General features: G+C 64.9%; 18 protein-coding genes. 5 read left to right on the plus strand and 13 right to left on the minus strand.

Annotated elements, in window-relative coordinates; genetic code table 11:
* Window positions 1-12 precede the first annotated feature (12 nt).
* Window positions 13-984, minus strand: coding sequence for a Bug family tripartite tricarboxylate transporter substrate binding protein (locus tag ODR01_RS14910; RefSeq protein WP_316978473.1), 972 nt, complete (start codon window positions 982-984; stop codon window positions 13-15).
* Between the two features lie 52 nt (window positions 985-1,036).
* Window positions 1,037-2,176: a mandelate racemase/muconate lactonizing enzyme family protein gene (locus tag ODR01_RS14915; protein ID WP_316978474.1), complete on the minus strand. Its 1,140-nt coding sequence runs from the start codon at window positions 2,174-2,176 to the stop codon at window positions 1,037-1,039.
* A gap of 235 nt (window positions 2,177-2,411) precedes the next feature.
* Between ODR01_RS14915 and ODR01_RS14920 the strand changes: the two genes are divergently transcribed.
* On the plus strand, window positions 2,412-3,098 hold the full coding sequence (locus tag ODR01_RS14920; RefSeq protein ID WP_316978475.1) for a GntR family transcriptional regulator: 687 nt from the start codon (window positions 2,412-2,414) through the stop codon (window positions 3,096-3,098).
* 132 nt (window positions 3,099-3,230) lie between these two features.
* On the opposite strand, the gene groL is transcribed toward ODR01_RS14920, so the two are convergent.
* Entirely contained in the window at window positions 3,231-4,868 is a 1,638-nt protein-coding gene (gene groL, locus ODR01_RS14925; protein ID WP_316978476.1) for a chaperonin GroEL, read from the minus strand.
* Between the two features lie 20 nt (window positions 4,869-4,888).
* Window positions 4,889-5,203 (minus strand): co-chaperone GroES, encoded by a 315-nt coding sequence (locus ODR01_RS14930; protein WP_316978477.1) that lies wholly within the window; start codon window positions 5,201-5,203, stop codon window positions 4,889-4,891.
* A 256-nt stretch (window positions 5,204-5,459) separates the two neighbouring features.
* On the opposite strand from ODR01_RS14930, the gene ODR01_RS14935 reads away from it, so the two are divergent.
* A complete protein-coding gene (locus ODR01_RS14935) occupies window positions 5,460-5,747 on the plus strand; it encodes a Usg family protein (RefSeq protein ID WP_394356836.1) in 288 nt (95 codons plus the stop codon).
* 11 nt (window positions 5,748-5,758) lie between these two features.
* On the opposite strand, the gene ODR01_RS14940 is transcribed toward ODR01_RS14935, so the two are convergent.
* Window positions 5,759-6,508 (minus strand): SDR family oxidoreductase, encoded by a 750-nt coding sequence (locus ODR01_RS14940; protein WP_316978478.1) that lies wholly within the window; start codon window positions 6,506-6,508, stop codon window positions 5,759-5,761.
* A gap of 363 nt (window positions 6,509-6,871) precedes the next feature.
* Here ODR01_RS14940 and ODR01_RS14945 point away from each other — a divergent pair, with 363 nt between their 5' ends.
* Entirely contained in the window at window positions 6,872-7,966 is a 1,095-nt protein-coding gene (locus ODR01_RS14945) for a TRAP transporter substrate-binding protein (protein ID WP_316978479.1), read from the plus strand.
* Window positions 7,967-8,128: 162 nt separating this feature from the next.
* On the opposite strand, the gene ODR01_RS14950 is transcribed toward ODR01_RS14945, so the two are convergent.
* From ODR01_RS14950 to ODR01_RS14975, 6 genes are read right to left on the minus strand one after another with little or no spacing between them, the layout of a single operon-like run.
* Entirely contained in the window at window positions 8,129-8,614 is a 486-nt protein-coding gene (locus tag ODR01_RS14950) for a hydrogenase maturation protease (protein ID WP_316978480.1), read from the minus strand.
* A complete protein-coding gene (locus tag ODR01_RS14955) occupies window positions 8,611-10,041 on the minus strand; it encodes a Ni/Fe hydrogenase subunit alpha (RefSeq protein WP_316978481.1) in 1,431 nt (476 codons plus the stop codon). Before ODR01_RS14955 ends, ODR01_RS14950 begins: the two co-directional genes overlap by 4 nt.
* Before the next feature lie 12 nt (window positions 10,042-10,053).
* Window positions 10,054-10,584 (minus strand): NADH-quinone oxidoreductase subunit B family protein, encoded by a 531-nt coding sequence (locus ODR01_RS14960; RefSeq protein ID WP_316978482.1) that lies wholly within the window; start codon window positions 10,582-10,584, stop codon window positions 10,054-10,056.
* Entirely contained in the window at window positions 10,581-11,291 is a 711-nt protein-coding gene (gene hoxU, locus ODR01_RS14965) for a bidirectional hydrogenase complex protein HoxU (protein WP_316978483.1), read from the minus strand. The genes ODR01_RS14960 and hoxU overlap by 4 nt, the downstream gene beginning before the upstream one ends.
* 51 nt (window positions 11,292-11,342) lie before the next feature.
* Window positions 11,343-14,513: an FAD-dependent oxidoreductase gene (locus ODR01_RS14970; RefSeq protein WP_316978484.1), complete on the minus strand. Its 3,171-nt coding sequence runs from the start codon at window positions 14,511-14,513 to the stop codon at window positions 11,343-11,345.
* On the minus strand, window positions 14,510-15,046 hold the full coding sequence (locus ODR01_RS14975; protein ID WP_316978485.1) for an NADH-quinone oxidoreductase subunit NuoE family protein: 537 nt from the start codon (window positions 15,044-15,046) through the stop codon (window positions 14,510-14,512). The genes ODR01_RS14970 and ODR01_RS14975 overlap by 4 nt, the downstream gene beginning before the upstream one ends.
* Before the next feature lie 599 nt (window positions 15,047-15,645).
* Here ODR01_RS14975 and ODR01_RS14980 point away from each other — a divergent pair.
* Together ODR01_RS14980 and ODR01_RS14985 are read left to right on the plus strand one after the other, a co-directional pair.
* A complete protein-coding gene (locus tag ODR01_RS14980; protein WP_316978486.1) occupies window positions 15,646-16,278 on the plus strand; it encodes a LysE family translocator in 633 nt (210 codons plus the stop codon).
* Window positions 16,279-16,282: 4 nt separating this feature from the next.
* A complete protein-coding gene (locus ODR01_RS14985) occupies window positions 16,283-16,972 on the plus strand; it encodes a DUF2238 domain-containing protein (RefSeq protein WP_316978487.1) in 690 nt (229 codons plus the stop codon).
* 79 nt (window positions 16,973-17,051) lie between these two features.
* Here ODR01_RS14985 and ODR01_RS14990 read toward each other — a convergent pair whose 3' ends face one another.
* Window positions 17,052-18,035 (minus strand): phosphoribosylaminoimidazolesuccinocarboxamide synthase, encoded by a 984-nt coding sequence (locus tag ODR01_RS14990; RefSeq protein WP_316978488.1) that lies wholly within the window; start codon window positions 18,033-18,035, stop codon window positions 17,052-17,054.
* Between the two features lie 552 nt (window positions 18,036-18,587).
* Window positions 18,588-18,887, minus strand: coding sequence for a hypothetical protein (locus ODR01_RS14995; protein ID WP_316978489.1), 300 nt, complete (start codon window positions 18,885-18,887; stop codon window positions 18,588-18,590).
* Between the last annotated feature and the right edge of the window lie 109 nt (window positions 18,888-18,996).

Consider the following 18,996-nt stretch of genomic DNA (forward strand, 5'->3'; position numbering starts at 1 on the left):
CTGGGCGAAACGTTACTTCTTCTTCCAGGGATCTTCTTTCCACATGGCCTGCAACTGGGTGTCCATGTTGCGCAGATAGGCCTCGTATTCGGTGCTCGCCATGTAGTCGAGGGGAATATTCATCTTCTTCACAGCGGCGCGGAAATCGGGGTCCTTCATGGCTTGGGAAATGGCCGAGAGGATCTTGTCGAGACGGTCCTTCGGAATGCCGGCGGGGCCGCCCATGCCGCGCTGCGACGACATGCTGACGTCATAGCCCTGCTCCTTGAAGGTGAGCACATCGGGCGCCAACTCCGAGCGCTGCTTGGACATGACGCCGAGGACGCGGATCGTCCCTTCCTTCAAATAGTCGAGGGTTTCGCTGATGTTGAAGGCGCCAACGGCGATGTGGCCGCCCAACGTCGCCGCCCGTACCGGCGCGCCACTGGCGAACGGCACGTGGGTCAGTTTGATGCCGGTCGTCTTTTCGAAGAGCACCATGGCGAAGTGATCGTCGCTGCCGACCCCCGAGGTGCCGACCGTCACGGCGCCAGGATTCTTTTTGGCGTAGTCGACCAGGTCGGCCAGTGTCTTGAATGGGCTGTTGGCGTTCACGGCGAAGGCGCAACTGTCGTCGACCAGATTGGCCATCAGGGCAAAGCTGTCCAGATTGAAGGCGGCCTTGCGCTCGATCGGAATGGCGACGACGAACGGCACGTTGATCATGCCGATGGTGTAGCCGTCGGGCTTGGCCTTGGCGATGGCGGTAAGGCCGATTTCGGTGCCGGCGCCCGGCTTGTTGATGATGGTGATCGAGGCGCCGCCGAGATACTTCTCGACAAAGGGCGAAAAGGTCCTGGCCAGGATGTCGGTTCCGCCGCCGGGCTCGGCGGCGACGATCATGCTGATCGGGCGCTCCGGGTATTCGGCTTTGGCCGCGCCACTGGCGAGGACGCCCATTGCCAGCCCCGCCGCCGTTGCGAACAAGAGTTTACGATTCGGCATTTTGCACTCCCTATTTGCATCGATGTTGGCGCGGAAACTCCGCCGCACACGCTCAGCGGGCGTCCCGCATTTCACGCCACGGAATCGTGGCGAACCTGGCGACCGTCTTTTCGGCAAAGCCGAAGCCGAGGCCCGGTTTCTGGGAAAGGACCATCCGTCCGTCCCGGATTTCCAGGGGTTCGTCCAGCAGCCACTGGAGATTGACGATCCGATCGTCGGTGAAAACCTCGACATACATGCCGTTGGGGACCGAAGCGATCAGCGGAGCATGGAAGTCGTGCCAGGCGTGAGTGCAGACGGGCACGCCGCACGCCGCCGCGAAGGCCGCGATACGCTTCCATTCGGTGATGCCGCCGCAAGCGAAGACGTCGGGCTGGGCGATCTGCATCGCCTCGTGGCGAATCCATTCGCGGAACCGCCAGCGGCCGACTTCGATCTCGCCGCTGGCGATCGGAATAGAAGTCTGCCTTGCCAGGCGGGCATGGTTGTCGATGTCGTCGGGGCCGAAGGGCTCTTCGATCCAGAACGGATCGAATGGCTCGACGGCCCGCAGAAACCCCAGCGCGCCTGGCACATCGGTCCAGCCGTTGTTGGCGTCCATCATCAGCCGGACGTCGGGGCCGATCGCCTCGCGGGCAGCAGCGACCCGCGCCCGGTCTTCGGAAAGGGCGGCCCGGCCAACCTTCATCTTGACCGCCTTGAAGCCAGCGGCGACATATCCACCCAGTTCCTTGGCCAGATGCGTGGGCTCGTCGGCGCCATAGTAATATCCGCCGCTGGCGTAGATCGGCACGGTGTCCCGGAAAAAGGCGCCGAGCAGTTTCCAAAGAGGCAATCCGACCGCCCGGGCGTTGTGGTCCCAAAGTGCGATGTCTAGCGCGCTGAGCGCGCGGATGGTGGCGCCCGCCCGTCCCTGCAACAGCGATTCCTGGTACATCTCCTGCCACAGGGCTTCGGTCGCGTAGGGATCCTGGCCGATCAGCTTGCGGGCCAGCAGATGTTCGACGGCGGCAAAAGCGATTTCCCCGCCGCGATCGCCGCAATATGCCGCGCCGATGCCTTCGTGACCATCGTCGCACTGGATGCGGACCAGGAGGTATTGCCGCGAGGCAACTCGCCGGGTCGCGAACACCGCCGCGTTCTTGAGCGGACAATCGGTCAGGGCACACACTACGGACTTAATCGCAACCATTTCTTTTCCTATCCACCCGTCGTCGAGACGGCCTTCTGTTCGTTCGCGCCGGCGGAACGGTTCGGTGCCGAGCGACTAAACATACTAATATATTAGTATGTGAAGTGCAACGGCCTTGTTGAAGGCCAGCCGTTTTGCCAGAATGCGCCGGTCAGAGCTCTGGCGCGAAGGAAGAGGCCCGCGACTCATGAAAGACAGCTCCGCTGCGGCAAAAGCCAAGGAAGAGAAATCCGCGATGCCTGCTCCCGCCCCGCTCGTTCTCGACAGAACCCGGCTGGCCACCGTGCAGGTCTACGAACGCATCCGCGACGACATCGTCTCGTTGCGCCTCAAGCCCGGCGAGGCCCTTTCCGTCAACGATCTGGCGGCACAGTTCGGGACCAGCCGCTCGCCGGTTCGCGAGGCGATCATCCGACTGGCGAACGAGGGGCTGGTCGAAATTTTCCCGCAGTCGGGAACGCGCGTCTCGCCGATCCGCATGAGCGACGTGCGCGAGGTGTATTTCGTGCGGCGCGCCGTCGAGGCCGCCCTCGTGCACCACCTCGCCCGCGAGCATACCCTCGACCAGGTCAAGGTCCTGCGCGGCATCCTGAGCCAGCAGAAGGAGTGCGTCGGCCGCGAAGACGTCCCCGGCTTTTATAAGCTGGACGAGCTCTTCCACCACACCATCGCCGACTTCGCCGGCTACCCGGGCGTCTGGCGCCTGATGCACGTCCAGAAATTCCAGATGGACCGGCTGCGCCATTTCGTGCTGCCGATGCCGTCCCGTTCGAAAAAAATCGTCAAGGAGCACAAGGCCATCATCGACGCCATCGCCAAGGGCGATCCAACGGGCGCCGGCGAGGCGATGGGCCATCACCTGCAACAGGTGTTCGTGATCCAGGAAGTGCTGCGCACCAGCCATCCCGAATACTTCGAATAGCCGCCAAGTATTTTGGGGACACCATACTTAATTAAGCTTAATTAAGTATGGTGTCCCCAAAATAGGGGCGGCCCCGACGGGACCGCCCCCTAGCTTGTCCGGCCCGAAGGCCGGCGTTGGCGCCTGCTTCGCCTAGAAGTCCATGTCGCCCATGCCGCCCGGGGCACCGCCCGGCAGCGGCTTCTTGGGTTCCGGCTTCTCGGCAACCATGGCCTCGGTGGTGATCAGGAGACCGGCCACCGACGCCGCGTCCTGCAGGGCCGAGCGCACCACCTTGGTGGGATCGATGATGCCGGCCTTGAGCATGTCGCGGTACTCGCCGGTCTGGGCGTCGAAGCCCAGGTTCCGATCCTGCTTTTCGAGCAACTTGCCGACAACGATGGAGCCGTCGACCCCGGCGTTGACGGCGATCTGGCGGGCCGGCGTCTGAAGGGCGCGGCGCACGATGTCGACGCCGACCTTCTGGTCCTCGTTGTCGATCTTGACCTTGGAGAGAACCTCGGAGGCATAGAGAAGCGCCACGCCGCCACCGGCGACGATGCCTTCCTCGACCGCGGCGCGGGTGGCGTGCAGGGCGTCGTCGACGCGGTCCTTGCGCTCCTTCACCTCGACCTCGGTGGCGCCACCGACGCGGATCACCGCGACGCCGCCGGCCAGTTTGGCCAGCCGCTCCTGCAGCTTCTCGCGGTCGTAATCCGAGGTGGTGTCCTCGATCTGCTTGCGGATCTCGCTGCAGCGACCGGCGATCTCGGCCTTGGCCCCCGCCCCTTCGATGATGGTGGTATCCTCCTTGGCGATGACCACCCGCTTGGCGCGGCCCAGCATGTCGATGGTCACGTTCTCCAGCTTGATGCCGACGTCTTCCGAGATGACTTGGCCAGCGGTCAGGATGGCAATGTCGCCCAGCATGGCCTTGCGGCGGTCGCCGAAGCCGGGGGCCTTGACGGCGGCAACCTTCAGCCCGCCGCGCAGCCGGTTGACAACCAGGGTGGCCAGGGCCTCGCCCTCGATGTCCTCGGCGACGATCAGCAGCGGGCGGCCGCTCTGCACCACCTTTTCCAGTACCGGCAGCAGGGGCTGCAGGCCCGACAGCTTCTTCTCGTGGATCAGGATGTAGGCGTCTTCCAGTTCGACCTGCATCTTCTCGGCGTTGGTCACGAAATAGGGCGACACGTAGCCGCGGTCGAACTGCATGCCCTCGACCACGTCAAGCTCGGTCTGCAGGCTTTTGGCTTCCTCGACCGTGATGACGCCCTCCTTGCCAACCTTCTCCATGGCCTGGGCGAGGAAGCTGCCGATCTCGGAATCGCCGTTGGCGGAAATGGTGCCGACCTGGGCGATCTCGTCGTTGGACGCGATCTTGCGCGAGCGTTTCCTGATGTCCTCGACCACCGCCTCGACGGCCAGGTCGACGCCGCGCTTCAAGTCCATCGGGTTCATGCCGGCAGCCACCGCCTTGGCGCCTTCGCGCACAATGGCCTGGGCCAGAACCGTCGCCGTGGTGGTGCCGTCGCCAACCAGGTCGGCGGTCTTGCTGGCGACCGCGCGCACCATCTGGGCGCCCATGTTCTCGAACTTGTCGGCCAACTCGATTTCCTTGGCCACCGTCACGCCGTCCTTGGTAATGCGCGGCGCGCCGAACGACTTCTCGAGCACCACGTTGCGGCCCTTCGGGCCCAGCGTCACCTTCACGGCATCGGCCAGGATGTCGACGCCCTTGAGCATCTTGTCGCGGGCGTTTCCGGCAAATCTGATTTCCTTGGCAGGCATATCTGATCTCCCCTCTTCGCCTAGGCGGCCTTCCGGGCCGACTTCGATTCCTCAAGAATGCCGAGGACGTCGGATTCCTTCATGATGACCAGGTCCTCGCCGTCGATCTTCACCTCGGTGCCGGACCACTTCCCGAAGACGATATGATCCCCCGCCTTGATTTCCATCGGCAGGATCTCGCCCTTCTCGGTGCGGGCGCCGGGCCCGACGGCGATCACTTCGCCCTTCATCGGCTTTTCCTTGGCGGTATCGGGAATGATGATGCCCCCCGCCGTCTTCTCGTCCACGTCGATGCGCCGCACGAGAATGCGGTCCTGGAGCGGAACGAACTTCATCGGTAAACCTCCTCCAATCGTCAGACAAAGGTCGCAACTATTGACGCCAGCGACCCGCGACGACCGACCGCGCGGGCCCTGCAAAAATGCCGATTTATTTTGCCGACGCGGCCTGTCAAGGGGAGTGTCGAAAAAATGTCAGCACTCGCCACAATCCGCTGCTAACTATTTGATTAGACTATATATTTATCGGCCGTCCCTTGACCTTTGGGGCCCGCGGACCAACACTCTTAAAGAGGGTTCCTCAGGAACGGAGATGTCGACCATGCGAGATCTCGATCTTCGACCCACCGCCGTTTCCTTCGATCTCTACTGTCAGGCCACGGCAGAAATCATCTACCGCCTGCCCGACCATCTGGACCTTCTGCAAAGCTTCGTCTGGCAGCACCTGGACATGGCGCCGGACTTTCCCGTGCTGCGCCGCTTCCTCGACTACTGGGAGGAAAACCTCGACGGCCCCATCCATTCGGTGCGGGTGGAGCGCCACCGCCTGATCGACCCCCGCCAGGTCCGCCATGCCAGCCATCTGATGCGGCTGCAATAACCGGCGTCCCTTCAAACGTAGATCATCTTGCGGGTCATGCCGCCGTCGATCACCAGGTTGGCGCCGGTGACGAACCCGGCCCCGGCCAGGTAGAGAACCGCGTCCGCCACATCCTCGGGCGAACCCACGCGGCCCGCCGGATGCTGGGCGTGATCCTCGGTGGAAAGCCGGATCGGGCCGCCGGGCCGGGTCGCTGAGACGTCGATCCAGCCGGGACTGACACAATTGACCCTGACCTCGGGCCCCAGGCTGACGGCAAGCGCATGGCTCAAGGCCACGATGCCGCCCTTGGAGGCGGCATAGGCCTCGGTATCGGCCTCCGACATCAGGGCGCGGGTCGAGGCGATATTGACGATGGCTCCCCGGGCCACCTTGAGCGCGGTTGCCGCATGCTTGGCAAACAGGAAAACACCGGTCAGGTTGGTGCCGATCACCCGCTGCCAGTCATCGAGGGAAAGCTCGGCCAGCGGCTTGCGGCAGTTGACGCCGGCGTTGTTCACCAGCAGGTCGAGGCCGCCGAAATGCCGGACCGCCGCCACGATGGCCGTCTCGACGTCGGCCTCGATCGCCACGTCGGCCCGGATGAAGATCGCGTCGCCTTGGCCGCCCCGCCCGATCTCGCGCGCCGCCACCTGGCCGGCCTCAACATCGACATCGACGACGGCCACGGCGTAACCGGCCCCGGCCAGCCGGCCGGCCACCGCGCGCCCGATCCCGCGGGCGCCGCCCGTGACCAGGGCGGCCTTCCTGTCTCCTGTCACGACCACCTCCATCGTCCCGCCGCCCGCGAAGCCGGCGGTTCCGCCGTGTCATGAATGTTACATATCTGAAACCATTTTAAACACGTCTGCCATAGCTCTGTGACAAATAGCGCTTATCCTTCGCGACGTACTCAGGATATAGGCACGCCATCCAATGACCCGCGCCCTGCCTTACCAGCCCGCCATGCGACGCCCGGCCGTACGCCGTCCGGCCAGCAGCCTTCGACGGGCCAGGCGCCCCCTTCGGTTCATCCCCTGGCGCGTTTCCCCGCTGGCGCGCAAGCCCGCTGATCCGTTAAACTTCCCCCCGCCCGCCCGGCCAGGGAGGGCCGATCGCGTACTCCATTGAGATAGGGGGAGAAGGTGAAACGTCGTCAGTTCCTGAAGGCCGCGGCCGCCGTCGGGACGGTAGCGGGTGCCACATCGCAATTTCCGGCTCCGGCCATCGCCAAGAACGCCATCGAATGGCGCATGGTCACGCCATGGCCCCGCAACACGCCCGGCGTCGGCGTCAACGCGCAGCGGCTGGCCGACAAGATCACCGAGATGAGCGGCGGCCGCCTGGGCGTCAAGCTGTTCGCCGCCGGCGAACTGGTCCCCGCCTTCGAATGCTTCGATGCCGTGCAGACCGGCACCGCCGACATGGCGCACGGCTCGCCCTATTTCTGGCAGGGCAAAAGCCAGGCCATGCACTTTTTCACCGGCGTGCCGTTCGGCGTCACCGCCTGGGAAATGAGCGCCTGGATTCATTTCGCCGGCGGCCAGGCCTTGTGGGACGAGCTTTACGGCAAGTTCGGCCTGAAACCCTTCTACGCGGGCAGCAGTGGCGTGCAGGCCGGCGGCTGGTTCCGCAAGGAGATCAAGAGCCTGGATGACTTGAAGGGCCTGAAGATGCGGATCGCCGGCCTGGGCGGCGCGGTGATGCGCAAGCTGGGAACCCAGGTGGTGCTGACGCCTCCGGGCGAGATCTTCCCGGCCATGCAGTCCGGCGTGGTCGACGCCGCCGAGTGGGTCGGCCCGTGGAACGACCTGGCCTTCGGGCTTCATAAGATCGCCAAGCATTATTACGCGCCCTCCTTCCATGAAGGCTCGGCGGCGCTGGAATGCATCGTCGACAAGGCCAAGTTCGAGGCGCTGCCGGTCGATCTTCAGAAGATCATCGAATACGCCGCGGCCGCCTCGGCCGAGGAGTCGCTGGCCGACTTCACGGCGCACAACGCCCGCTTCCTGCAAACGCTGGTCAAGGAGCACGGCGTGCAGCTCCACACCTGGCCCGAGGACGTGGTCAAGGCGCTGGGCAAGGCCGCCAAGGAAGTGCTGGCCGAACTGGCCGCCACCGACGAGATGGTCGGCAAGGTCAGCAAGTCCTACATGGCCTACCTTGCCGAAGCGCGCGAATGGAGCCGGTGGAGCGACCAGCTCTACCTCGCCATGCGCGAGACGGCGTTCGGGGCATAGGGGCGGAAGCGCCTCCTTCGACCGTCTTCACGGGAAAAAAGGCCGGCGGGGCTTTCGCCCAACCGGCCTTTATTTCTTTTTGCTTTTCTTGGACGTTTTCTTATTATTTATTATTATTTTTATTATTTTACGCTCGCTTCTTCTTCTTTTGTTTTCTTCTTCTTATGGGGCTTCCGCGCCGCCGGGCCGGCCTTCGCGAAACAGGCCGGCAACGGTGCTGAGAATTTCGGGAACGGCGGCGGCGACATCGGGCGACAGTCCCTCGCCGAAGGCGAAGGTCTCGGCGCCGACGGCGACGACATGCATCTCGGGCGCCCGGCCATACAGCTTGGCCGCCCAGGTCGCCAGGGTCGAGGGGTCGTAGGCGTGGATCATCGGCTCGCCGCTTGCCGTCGAGGGCTCGACCCGCCGCACGCGGACGGCGCCCGGGGCATCGCCGCGCGAGGCGTCGACCAGCACCACCCGTTCGGCCTCGGAGAAGGCCTCGGCCAGTTCGGGAACCAATTGGGGAACGGCGACCACCCGCACTTCCTTGGCCGCCGCCCCCATCAGGGCCTCGGCCTCATCGAGGAAGCGCCGCGCGACGACGGGACCGACCCCGTCGTCGCTCCGCAAGGGATTGCCGTATCCGACCAACAGGTACCTCACATCGCGGACGTCCGGCTGACCTGATCGAGGACCTCGCCCGTGGGCGACACCAGGTCGATCTGCATGGGCATCTGGCCCAGGGCGTGCGTCGAGCAGCTGAGACATGGGTCGTAGGCCCTGACCACCGCCTCGACGCGGTTCAACATGCCCTCCTTGAGGTTGTTGCCGTCAACGAAGGCCTGACTCACCTGCTTGATGCTTTTGTTCATCGCCAGGTTGTTGTTGCCGGTGGCGATGATCAGGTTGGCCCAGGTGACGAGGCCGTTGTCGTCGATCTTGTAGTGATGGATCAGGGTGCCGCGCGGCGCCTCGCAGATGCCGACGCCCTCGTTGCAGTTGGGACCCGCCTCGGCACGCACCCGGGTGTCCAGGATGTCCGGCTCGTTCAGCAGTTCTTCCAGCTTCTCCAGCGAGAAGATGATCTCGATGAGCCGGGCGTAATGGAACAGGAACGAGCTTTTGGCGACGGCGCCGTAGGCCTTGCGGAAGGCCTTGAGCTCCTTGTCCGCCTTCGGCGTGCCGCAACGCTCGATCACGTTGAGGCGCCCCAGCGGCCCCACCCGATAGAGCCCGTCGGGATAGCCGATCGGCTTGTAGTAGGGCATCTTGAGGTAGGACCACGGCACCACCGCTTCGCCGATGAACTTGGCGTAGTCCTCGGCCGCCACGTGATCGGCCGCGATCTTGCCCTTGGCGTCCTTGAAGCGTAGGCCGCCGTCATAGAAATCGAGCGCCCCCTCACGGTCGACCGTACCCATGTGGAGCGAATCGAAGTTGCCGAAGCTCTCGATCTCGGCAGCGAAGTTGCCGACCACCGACTTGAGCACGGAGAGCGCGTTCTCGGCGATCTTCATCGCCTCGGGGATGCCCATCAGGATGCGGGTGCGCACCTCGGGGTCGAGCGGGGCATTGACGCCGCCCGGCACGATCCACGACGGATGAACGCGCTCGCGGGCCAGCCATTCGATGACCTGCTGGCCGAACTTGCGCAACGCGATGCCCTGCTTGGCCAGTTCCGGGCTCTTGTCGATGAGGCCCATGATGTTGCGGGTCGCCGGGTCGTGGTCCATGCCCAGCAACAGGTCCGGCGCCGACAGGTGGAAGAAGCTCAGCGCGTGGGACTGGATCATCTGGCCCAGATGGACAACGTAGCGCAGCTTGGCGCCGGTCCGGGGAATACGCACCGCCATCAGGGCGTCGCATGCCTTGGCCGAGGCCAGCAGGTGGCTGATCGGGCAGATGCCGCAGATGCGGGCCATCAGCGAGGGCATCTCGTAGAACGGCCGGCCTTCGCAGAACTTTTCGAAGCCGCGCACCTGGGTGACGTGCAGGCGGGCGTCCTCGACCTTGCCGGCGTCGTCGAGATGGATGGTGATCTTGGCGTGGCCCTCGATACGGGTCACGGGATCGATGATGATCTCACGCATGGCGGCTTCCTCTCAACCGAACTTGTAGCGGAGGCTCGGCTCCGGCATGCGGCCGGCGCACAGTTCGGCCACGCAGTTCAAAATCGTGCTCGCGGAGGGCGGGCAGCCCGGAATGAAGACGTCGACCTTGATGACGTCGTGGAGCGGCCGCGAGATCGGCAGCAGTTGCGGCACCACCTGATTGGGGATCTGGGCGTCGGTCGCCGCGTTCTCCAGGTAGGCGCGCTCCAGGATGGCCGGCACCCCGCACTGGTTGCGCATCGAGGGCACGTTGCTGGTCACGGCACAGTCGCCCAGCGACACCACGATGCGCGAACGCTCGCGGATGATGCGCACCTTTTCCAGGTCCTCGACGCTGCTGACCGCGCCCTCGACGAGGGTGACGTCAACGTTCTCGGGGAATTCCTTGATGTCGACCAGCGGCCCGTAGACGATCTCGGCCAATTCGGCCACCTTGAGGATGCCCTCGTCGATGTCCAGAAGCGACATGTGACAGCCCGAGCAGCCGTCGAGCCAGGTGGTCGCCAGTCTTACCTTCTTCATCGGGATCCTCCACGCGCCGTCGCCAGGCGGGAAACCCCCTGGGTGCGCTTGACCATTTCCTCGACCGCCTTGCCCTTGACGACCAGCGCGCCGGTCGGGCAGGCCTCGACGCACTTGCCGCAACGGGTGCACGACTCGGCTTCGCCCCACGGCTCGTTGAGATCGGCGGCGACCATCGACTTGACGCCGCGCGAGACGATGTTCCAGGTATTCGCCCCCTCGATCTCGGCGCACACCCGGACGCACCGCGAGCACAGGATGCAGCGGTTGTGGTCGAGCACGAAGCGCGGATGCGAGGCGTCCACCGGCAGCCGCGGATAGCGGTACGGATAGGACGAATGGGTGACGCCGAGGCGGCTCGCCATATCCTGCAGCTCGCAATGGCCGTTCGACACGCAGACGGCGCACACGTGATTGCGCTCGGAGAGCAGCAGCTCGATGATCATCCGCCGGTATTTGCTGAGCCGCTCGGACACCGTGTTGATGACCATGCCTTCCTGCACCGGCGTGGTGCAGGCCGGCAGCGGCCGGGCGCCTCCGGCGATCTCGACCATGCACAGCCGGCAGGCCCCGACCCCCGACAGTCCCTGGAAATGGCACAGCGACGGAATGAACTTTCCGTTGGCCTTGGCCGCGTCCAGCACGCTCTCGCCTTCGGTCGCGTTGACGTATTCGCCGTCGATCTTGAGCTTCACTTGCTTGGGCACGTCAGCCCTCCTTCCGCTCGATCAATTCCATTGTGTCGGCCATCCTCAGCCTCACTCGGCCGCAATGCCGACGCATTCGCCCTTGGCGTCGCACCTGAGGCAGCGCTCGGCCTCATGGCGGACCTGCTCGGGCGAGAAGCCCAGCATGACCTCGTCGAAGGTGCTCTTGCGCTGCAACGGCGTCAGCAGCGGCGAGGTGTTGCGGTCGCCGGCAGCCGGCTCGGCCGGCGGCACCTGGCCGTAGGTGAAGGCCTGGAACAGGCGGGCGAAGCGATGCTCGCCGGTCAGCTTGAGGTCGATCATCTCGGCCGCCCGCTTGCCGTGCGACATGGCGTTCGACACGTTCGACGCCCCGGTCACCACGTCGCCGCCGGCGAACACGTTGAGCAGGTTTGTTTCCGAGGAATGGCGGTCGACCTTGATGGTGCCGTCGCGCTTGAGCTCGAGCTGCGAGCCGCCGGTGAACACGGTGTCGACCCGCTCGCCGATGGCCAGGATGATGGTGTCGCACGACATGCGCATGACCTCGTCGGTCGGCACCGGCCGCCGACGGCCGGTCACGCCGAACTCGCCCAGCGTGGTCTTCTGCACCTCGATCGCCTTCACGCCGCCCTGGCCGTCGGAGATGATGCGGTGCGGGGCGCATAGGTAGACGAACTTGACGCCTTCCTCGTAAGCCTCGTCGACCTCCTCGGGGATGGCCGGCATGTCCTGGCGCTGACGACGGTAGACGACGGTGACGTCGGCCCCCATGCGGGCCGCCGTGCGCGCCGAATCGATGGCCGCATTGCCGCCGCCGACGACGACCACCTTCTGGCCGATGCGGACGTCCTTGGCGTGGGCGATGGCGTCCAGGAAGTGCAATGCGTGGTGCACGCCCTGGCACTGCACGCCCGGCAGATCGATGGGCGAGGCCTCCCAGGTGCCGAGCGCCAGGAACACCGAGTCGAACTCCTTGGAGAGCGACTGCGGGGTCTTGTCGACGCCGATGCGGGTGTTGCAGACGAACGACACCCCCAGCTTCTTGATGAAGTTCACCTCGCGGGCGACCACCGCCTTGGGCAGGCGGTATTCGGGCAACGCGAAGCGCAGCATGCCGCCCGGTTCCGAATTCTCGTCGAACACCGTCACCTTGTGGCCGAGGAGCGCCAGATAGAAGGCCGCCGCGAGGCCGGTCGGCCCGGCCCCCACCACCGCCACCTTCTTGCCCGAGTCGGGCAGCCGGCGGTCGAGCAGGCGCTTCATGACGTTGGTCTCGATTTCGGTACCATAGGCGTTATCGGCGATGAAGCGATGCACCTCACGCATGTTCACGGCATCGTCGATGCCGGCCCGCCGGCAGCGGTCGTCGCACGGATGCTGGCAGACGCGCCCCGTGGAACCCGGCAGCGGGTTGTCGAGAATGACCGACTCGAAGGCGTCCTCCAGCCGGTTCTCCTTATAAAGCTGGATGAAGCGCGGGATGTTCATGTGCAGCGGGCAGCTGTTCTCGCATGGGCTCAGGAACAGGTCCTCGCAGACGCCGGCGGCGCATTTGCGCTCGTGGATGTGGTCCTCGAACTCGTCGCGGAAATAGCGCAGCGTGGTCAGCACCGGATTGGGGGCCGTCTGGCCCAGGCCGCACAGCGAGACGTCGCGGATCATCGGCCCCAGGTCTTCCAGCATGTCGAGGTCGGCCGACGTGGCCTGGCCCTTAGTCACCTTGTTGAGGATGCGCAGCGACTGGTCGAGCCCGACGCGGCAGGGCACGCACTTGCCGCACGATTCCGAATGAGTGAACTCGATGAAATAGCGGGCGACGTCGACCATGCAGTTGTCTTCGTCCATCACCACCATGCCACCCGAGCCCATGATGGCGCCCAGTTGCGCCAGGGCCTCGTAGTCGACCGGGGTATCGAACATGTCGACCGGCAGGCAGCCGCCCGATGGCCCACCCGTCTGCAGGGCCTTGACGTTCTTGCCGGTGCCGGTGCCGCCGCCCATGTCGTAGACGAAGGACTTGAGCGGGGTGCCCAGCGGCGCTTCGACAAGGCCGGTATTCTTGACCTTGCCGACCAGCGAGAAGACCTTGGTGCCGGGGCTGCGGTCGGTGCCGATCTGGGTGAACCAGGCGCCACCGTTATTCACGATGACCGGCACGTTGAACCAGGTTTCGACGTTGTTGATGTTGGTGGGCTTGCCCCACAGGCCCTTCTCGGCCGGATAGGGCGGCCGCGGGCGCGGGCGGCCGGCCCGGCCTTCGAGGGAGGCGATCATCGCCGTCTCCTCGCCGCACACGAAGGCGCCGGCCCCTTCGACCAGCGACAGGTGGAAGGAAAAGCCGCTGCCCAGGATGTTCTCGCCCAGCAGGCCATAGGCGTGGGCCTGGGCGATGGCCTTCTCCAGCCGATGCACGGCCAGCGGATATTCGGCCCGCACGTAAACGATGCCGTCGGTGGCGCCCATCGTGTAGGCGCCGATGATCATGCCTTCGAGCAGGGAATGAGGGTCGGACTCGATCTCGTTGCGGTTCATGTAGGCGCCGGGATCGCCCTCGTCGGCGTTGCAGATGACGTATTTCTCGCCGGCCCCGGCCTTGCGCATGAAGTCCCACTTGGTGGCGACCAGGAAGCCGGCGCCGCCGCGGCCGCGCAGCTTGGCGGTCTTCAACTCCTCGATCACCCGCTCGGGCTCGCCGTTGCGAAGGGTGCGAAGCAGCGCCCGGTAGCCGCCGATGGCGATGTATTCCTCGATATCCTCGGGATCGATCAGGCCGCAGTTGCGCAGCACGATCTTCTTCTGGCCCTTGTAGAAATCGATCTCGTTCCACTTCGGGATCTCGGGGAAGCCTTCGCCGTAGTCGACGACGCCGGTCAGATGGTCCCACGATTCGATCTTGCACAGCGCCCGGGCGGTGGCAACGGTTCCGGCATGGATGTCGGCGACGATGGCATCGGCGTCGCGCGCCTTGACCCGGTTCAGAATGACCAGCGGCTTGCCGGGAATGGCGATGTTGACCAGCGTTTCCTCGGCGCAGAAGCCGAAGCAGCCGACGCGGGCTATCTGGATGTCGACGCCGCGCGCCTCGATGGCGCTGGCGAAGGCCTGATAGACGTCCTCGGCGCCGTTGCCGATGCCGCAGGTGCCAAGGCCGACGGCGATGCGCGGGCGGGCCGGCTTGAACTTGGCAAGGCCCTTCTGACGGACCGCGTTGAGGGTTTCCAAATCCTGGATCTTCATCATTTCGTTCCCTTTTGATCGACGCGGTCGATCACCTTGCGCAGCTCACGCTCGTTCATGCGGCCGAAGATCTCGCGATCGACCTCGACCACCGGCGCCAGCGCGCACTGGCCGAAGCAGGCCACCGTGCGGACCGTGAATTTCTTGTCGGGCGTGGTCAGCGACAGTTTGTCGGCGCCGCCGTTGGGGTCCTCGCGGATGCCCAGGATGAGCTTGGCGTTGTTCAGCAGATCGCGCGACCCGCGGGTGTGGCAGGCCGTGCCGCGGCAGATGCACACCGTGTGGTCGCCCTGGGGGTCCAGGTTGAAGAAGGAATAGAAGGTCGCCACGCTGTAGATGCGCGACAGCGGCTCCCCGGTCTTGCGGGCCACCCACCGGAGCGCGTCGGCCGACAGGTATTTGTGCCGGTTGCGCTCCTGCACCCGTTCGAGAATGCTGAGGATTCCGCCGGGTTTCCCAGCGTATTCGGCAATGACCCCGTCGATGAAAGCCTGGTCTTCGACTTCGGTCTGCGGTCTTTCCTTGACATCCAGCATAATCGGCTCCGGTTACGCGAACTGTTGGCCGCCCCAGGGGCGGGAGAAACGGGCGCCGCCACGACGAAACATTGTTGCGCGGCAACCCGGATACCAAGGCTCCGGGCGCCAAACGCGCCCGTCATGGACCATCCCCTCGCGGGAAGCGGCACCGCGGCGATGTCGTGCAGGCACAAAGGCACATTCTCCGGAAGCGGTCCCGGAAAACGCATCGGACTTCCCGGCGGCCGAACCGGCCGCATCACTCCCAGTACGGCTGGAGATGCGAATCATTATTAAGTTATTGATCTCCAAGCCTTTTTATGACGCGATTATTCCTGGCAAATGTCCCTCGGTCCACGGAAAAACGATATTCCCACAAAAAATTGATGGTTAATTTCACGATGCGGGAGGGCAACGTAATGTCCTTTCCCGACGCTGCCGCCGCACTCTTTCGACCGCGCAATAAAATTTCAAAATAGCCGAAAACGGTCCCCGATTCGCCGGCCCGTTCCCTTCCCCGCGCCCCGGAAGGAGGGCAGGTCCCGTCTTGCCAGCCGCCGGGAAACGGCCTACATGGCAGGGACCGGCCACCACTGCCGGGGGAGGGGAGACACGTCATGATTTCCGGCCACGACCTGATGATCTTCCTGGGCGCCAGCATCCTGCTCAACCTGTCGCCCGGCCCCGACACCCTCTACGTGCTGACCCGCACGCTGGCCCAGGGGCGCCGCATCGGCTTCCTGTCGTCCTTCGGCGTCTGCACAGGGGCGCTGGTGCACGTCGCCGCCGCCGCGTTGGGCCTTTCCGTGGTGCTGGCCACTTCGGCCGTCGCCTTTACCGTGGTGAAGGTGGCGGGCGCCGCCTACCTGGTCTACCTCGGCGCTCGCATGCTGCTGTCCAGGGACGGCATCGCCGTTGAGGCCGGCCGCCCGGTCGCCCCGGCCAGCGGCTGGAAAGTGTTCCGCCAAGGCATCCTGATCGACGTGCTCAACCCCAAGGCAGCACTGTTCTTCATGGCCTTCCTGCCGCAGTTCGTGGTTCCCGGCACCGGGCACGCCACGGCGCAGTTCTTCGCGCTCGGCCTCATCGTCATCGCCATCGCCCTGGTGTGGGAGGGCATCCTGGTGCTGTTCGCCACCCTGCTGAGCGCGAGGCTGCGCGCCAACCAGGCAGTGTCGCGCTGGCTGAACCGCACCCTGGGCGGCGTCTTCGTCGCCCTCGGCATCCGCCTGGCGCTCGAGCGGAATTGAGACGATGGCCGAGCGGCCCGCCGCTTCGCCCGTCCATCCGGGCGCGCCCGTCGCCGGCCCGTCGGTGGCCGAGCCGATCCTGCTGCTGGGGCTGGGGGCGGTGGCGCTCGTCCTTTCGGGAATCGGCCCCCACGATCGTCTGACCTGGATTCTCGAGGTGGCGCCCGTCCTCGTCGCGGCGCCGCTGCTCATCGCCACCTTTCGCGGCTTCCGGCTGACGCCCCTGCTCTATCGCCTGATCCTGCTCCACGCGCTTATTCTGATGCTCGGCGGCCACTACACCTATGCCGAGGTGCCGCTGGGCTTCTGGGTCCAGGACCTGTTCGACCTTGGCCGCAACCACTACGACCGGCTGGGCCATCTGGCCCAGGGCTTCATCCCGGCCATCCTGGCGCGCGAGATCCTGCTGCGCCGCACGCCGCTGACACCCGGGCGTTGGCTGTTCGTCCTCGTCACCTCGGTGTGCCTGGCGTTCTCGGCGACCTATGAGCTCATAGAGTGGGGCGCCGCGGTGGCGCTCGGCCAGTCGGCCGACGCCTTCCTGGGCACCCAGGGCGATCCCTGGGACACCCAGTGGGACATGTTCATCGCCCTGATCGGCGCCGTGACGGCGCAGGCCACATTGGCCGGCCTGCACGACCGCCAGCTCGCCCGCCTCAACAAATTTCCGAAAATTTCGGTGACAGTGCACTAAATTCGCGGCAACACCTGCTCCCCCCTGAAACGGGAAATGCCGTCGAATTTAGTGCACTGTCACCGAAATAAGACCGCCCTCAGAAGTACTGCGGGAAGGCCTTTTTCAGGTTGGCCTCGACGCGGGCGCGTACCGGCTTGTCCAGCGGCTGGCGCTCGAACTTCTGGCCCGTCACCGTTTCATAAAGCCGGATGTACTTGTCGCTGAACTCGACGATGGTGTCGGCCGGGATCTCGGGGATGGGGTCTTTGTAGGGATCGCAGCGCGCCGCGATCCACAGGCGCAGGAATTCCTTGTCGAGCGACTCGGGCTCCTGGCCGGCGGCGAGACGCTCCTTGTAGGTCTCCATCCGCCAGTAGCGGCTGGAATCCGGCGTGTGCACCTCGTCGGCCAGCGTGATGACGCCTTTGTCATCCACCCCGAACTCATACTTGGTGTCGACCAGGATGAGGCCGTTCTTGGCGGCGATCTCGCGTCCCCTCGCGAAGAGGGCCAGGCTGACTTCGGCCAACTCGTCCCACTGGGCCTGGGTCAGCAGGCCCTGGGCGACGATCTCGGCGGCCGTAATCGGCTTGTCGTGCGCCCCGTCCATGCCCTTGGTGGTGGGGGTGAGCAGGGTTTTCGGCAGCTTCTGGTTCTTGGCCATGCCGTCGGGCAGCGTATGCCCGTAAACCACCCGTTCGCCCTTGTTGTACATGGTCCAGATGGCAGTGTCGGTGGCCCCGGTCAGGTAGTCCCGCACCACCATTTCGACCGGCAGCATGGAAAGCCGGCGCCCGACCACGACGTTGGGATCGGGATAGTCGACGACATGGTTGGGGCAGATGTCGGCGGTCTTTTCGAACCAGAAGCGGGCCGTCTGATTGAGCACCTGGCCCTTGTAGGGCACGGCGGCCAGCACGGTGTCGAAGGCCGACTGGCGGTCGGTGGCAATCATGATGCGCCGGCCGTCCGGCAGATCGTACGATTCGCGCACCTTGCCGCGCGTGAAACTGGGCAGTTGCGGGAAAAAGGCCTCGGTCAGGCGGGCGTCGAGAAGCTTCTGGATGTCGGGTGCGGTCATCGGATCTTCCACTGTCGTCCAAGGGGCTTTGCCACGAAGGCGCGGAGTATAGGCAGGCCAGCCGGAAAATTCAGCCGAAATCGCGAAATTATCCACATCCTGTGGATCTTTCCCCTCTTGGATACCAGGGATTCCGCGGCTTAGAGTTGCCCCTCTTGATTTCGCCTCGGGAAAGGAGTTCTATCCGCGCCTTGCGGGCCCCGGCCGGATCAGAAAGACGGCTAGCCGCGAAGGTCGTGAGTGGGGGAAAGCGCCGTGAAGGCGCCGGGCCTGATCGCCGGAGAATCGCGGTCTCTCGCCCGAAAAATCGCTCTTAGAGGACTGTATGGAATCAAAGAAATCCATTGTGCGGTCGGCGTATGCGCTTCGCATCGCGGCCTTCGTTACGCTGTGGATTATGGTGTACGGCTGGGTTTCCCTGGCCCCCTGACATCCCATCTGAACTTCGAAAATCTTGCGTAACGCGCCATCCCTCCCGTCCCTTTGGGGGCGGGAGCGGGGCGTTTTCGGCGGATCCGACCCGGGATACCATGAAGGGCCGATGGACGCCGCCTAGTCGACGATGTGGTAGACCGGCGCCTTCTCCATGGCCCACTTGCCGGATTGGCGGTCGTAGCGCGACAGCGTGAAGCAGTGCCAGTCGGCGTCGTCCAGCTTCGGGTGGTCGGCCCGGTAGCAATACCCCGGCCACCGCGTTTCCTGCCGGAACATCGTGTGCTGCGTCACGCACTCCGAGGCCAGGACCCGGTGGTGCAGTTCCCACGCCCGCCGGAACTGATGAAGGTCTTCGGCCCCGAGATGACTGAGGTCCTCCTTCAGCATGCCCAGCAGCTCCAGGCCGCGCATCAGCATCGGCTCGTTGGTGGTGTAGTGCGAGCTGATGCCGCCGACGTACCCGCGTCGACCCGAGTCTGGCTCAGAAGTTATGATGCCACCCAGCCGCGATAAATCCGCATTGACG

Source organism: Shumkonia mesophila, from assembly GCF_026163695.1.
GTDB lineage: Bacteria > Pseudomonadota > Alphaproteobacteria > Rhodospirillales > Shumkoniaceae > Shumkonia > Shumkonia mesophila.

Bases quoted from the DNA above. Each gene is read 5' to 3' on its own strand.
- ODR01_RS14960 (WP_316978482.1), bottom strand. From the start codon at position 10,584: ATGAAGAAGGTAAGACTGGCGACCACCTGGCTCGACGGCTGCTCGGGC.
- ODR01_RS14995 (WP_316978489.1), bottom strand. From the start codon at position 18,887: ATGCTGATGCGCGGCCTGGAGCTGCTGGGCATGCTGAAGGAGGACCTC.
- ODR01_RS14955 (WP_316978481.1), bottom strand. From the start codon at position 10,041: ATGCGTGAGATCATCATCGATCCCGTGACCCGTATCGAGGGCCACGCC.
- ODR01_RS14975 (WP_316978485.1), bottom strand. From the start codon at position 15,046: ATGCTGGATGTCAAGGAAAGACCGCAGACCGAAGTCGAAGACCAGGCT.
- ODR01_RS14985 (WP_316978487.1), top strand. From the start codon at position 16,283: ATGGCCGAGCGGCCCGCCGCTTCGCCCGTCCATCCGGGCGCGCCCGTC.
- ODR01_RS14915 (WP_316978474.1), bottom strand. From the start codon at position 2,176: ATGGTTGCGATTAAGTCCGTAGTGTGTGCCCTGACCGATTGTCCGCTC.
- ODR01_RS14920 (WP_316978475.1), top strand. From the start codon at position 2,412: ATGCCTGCTCCCGCCCCGCTCGTTCTCGACAGAACCCGGCTGGCCACC.
- ODR01_RS14935 (WP_394356836.1), top strand. From the start codon at position 5,460: ATGTCGACCATGCGAGATCTCGATCTTCGACCCACCGCCGTTTCCTTC.
- ODR01_RS14990 (WP_316978488.1), bottom strand. From the start codon at position 18,035: ATGACCGCACCCGACATCCAGAAGCTTCTCGACGCCCGCCTGACCGAG.
- ODR01_RS14910 (WP_316978473.1), bottom strand. From the start codon at position 984: ATGCCGAATCGTAAACTCTTGTTCGCAACGGCGGCGGGGCTGGCAATG.
- ODR01_RS14980 (WP_316978486.1), top strand. From the start codon at position 15,646: ATGATTTCCGGCCACGACCTGATGATCTTCCTGGGCGCCAGCATCCTG.
- ODR01_RS14930 (WP_316978477.1), bottom strand. From the start codon at position 5,203: ATGAAGTTCGTTCCGCTCCAGGACCGCATTCTCGTGCGGCGCATCGAC.
- ODR01_RS14970 (WP_316978484.1), bottom strand. From the start codon at position 14,513: ATGATGAAGATCCAGGATTTGGAAACCCTCAACGCGGTCCGTCAGAAG.
- groL (WP_316978476.1), bottom strand. From the start codon at position 4,868: ATGCCTGCCAAGGAAATCAGATTTGCCGGAAACGCCCGCGACAAGATG.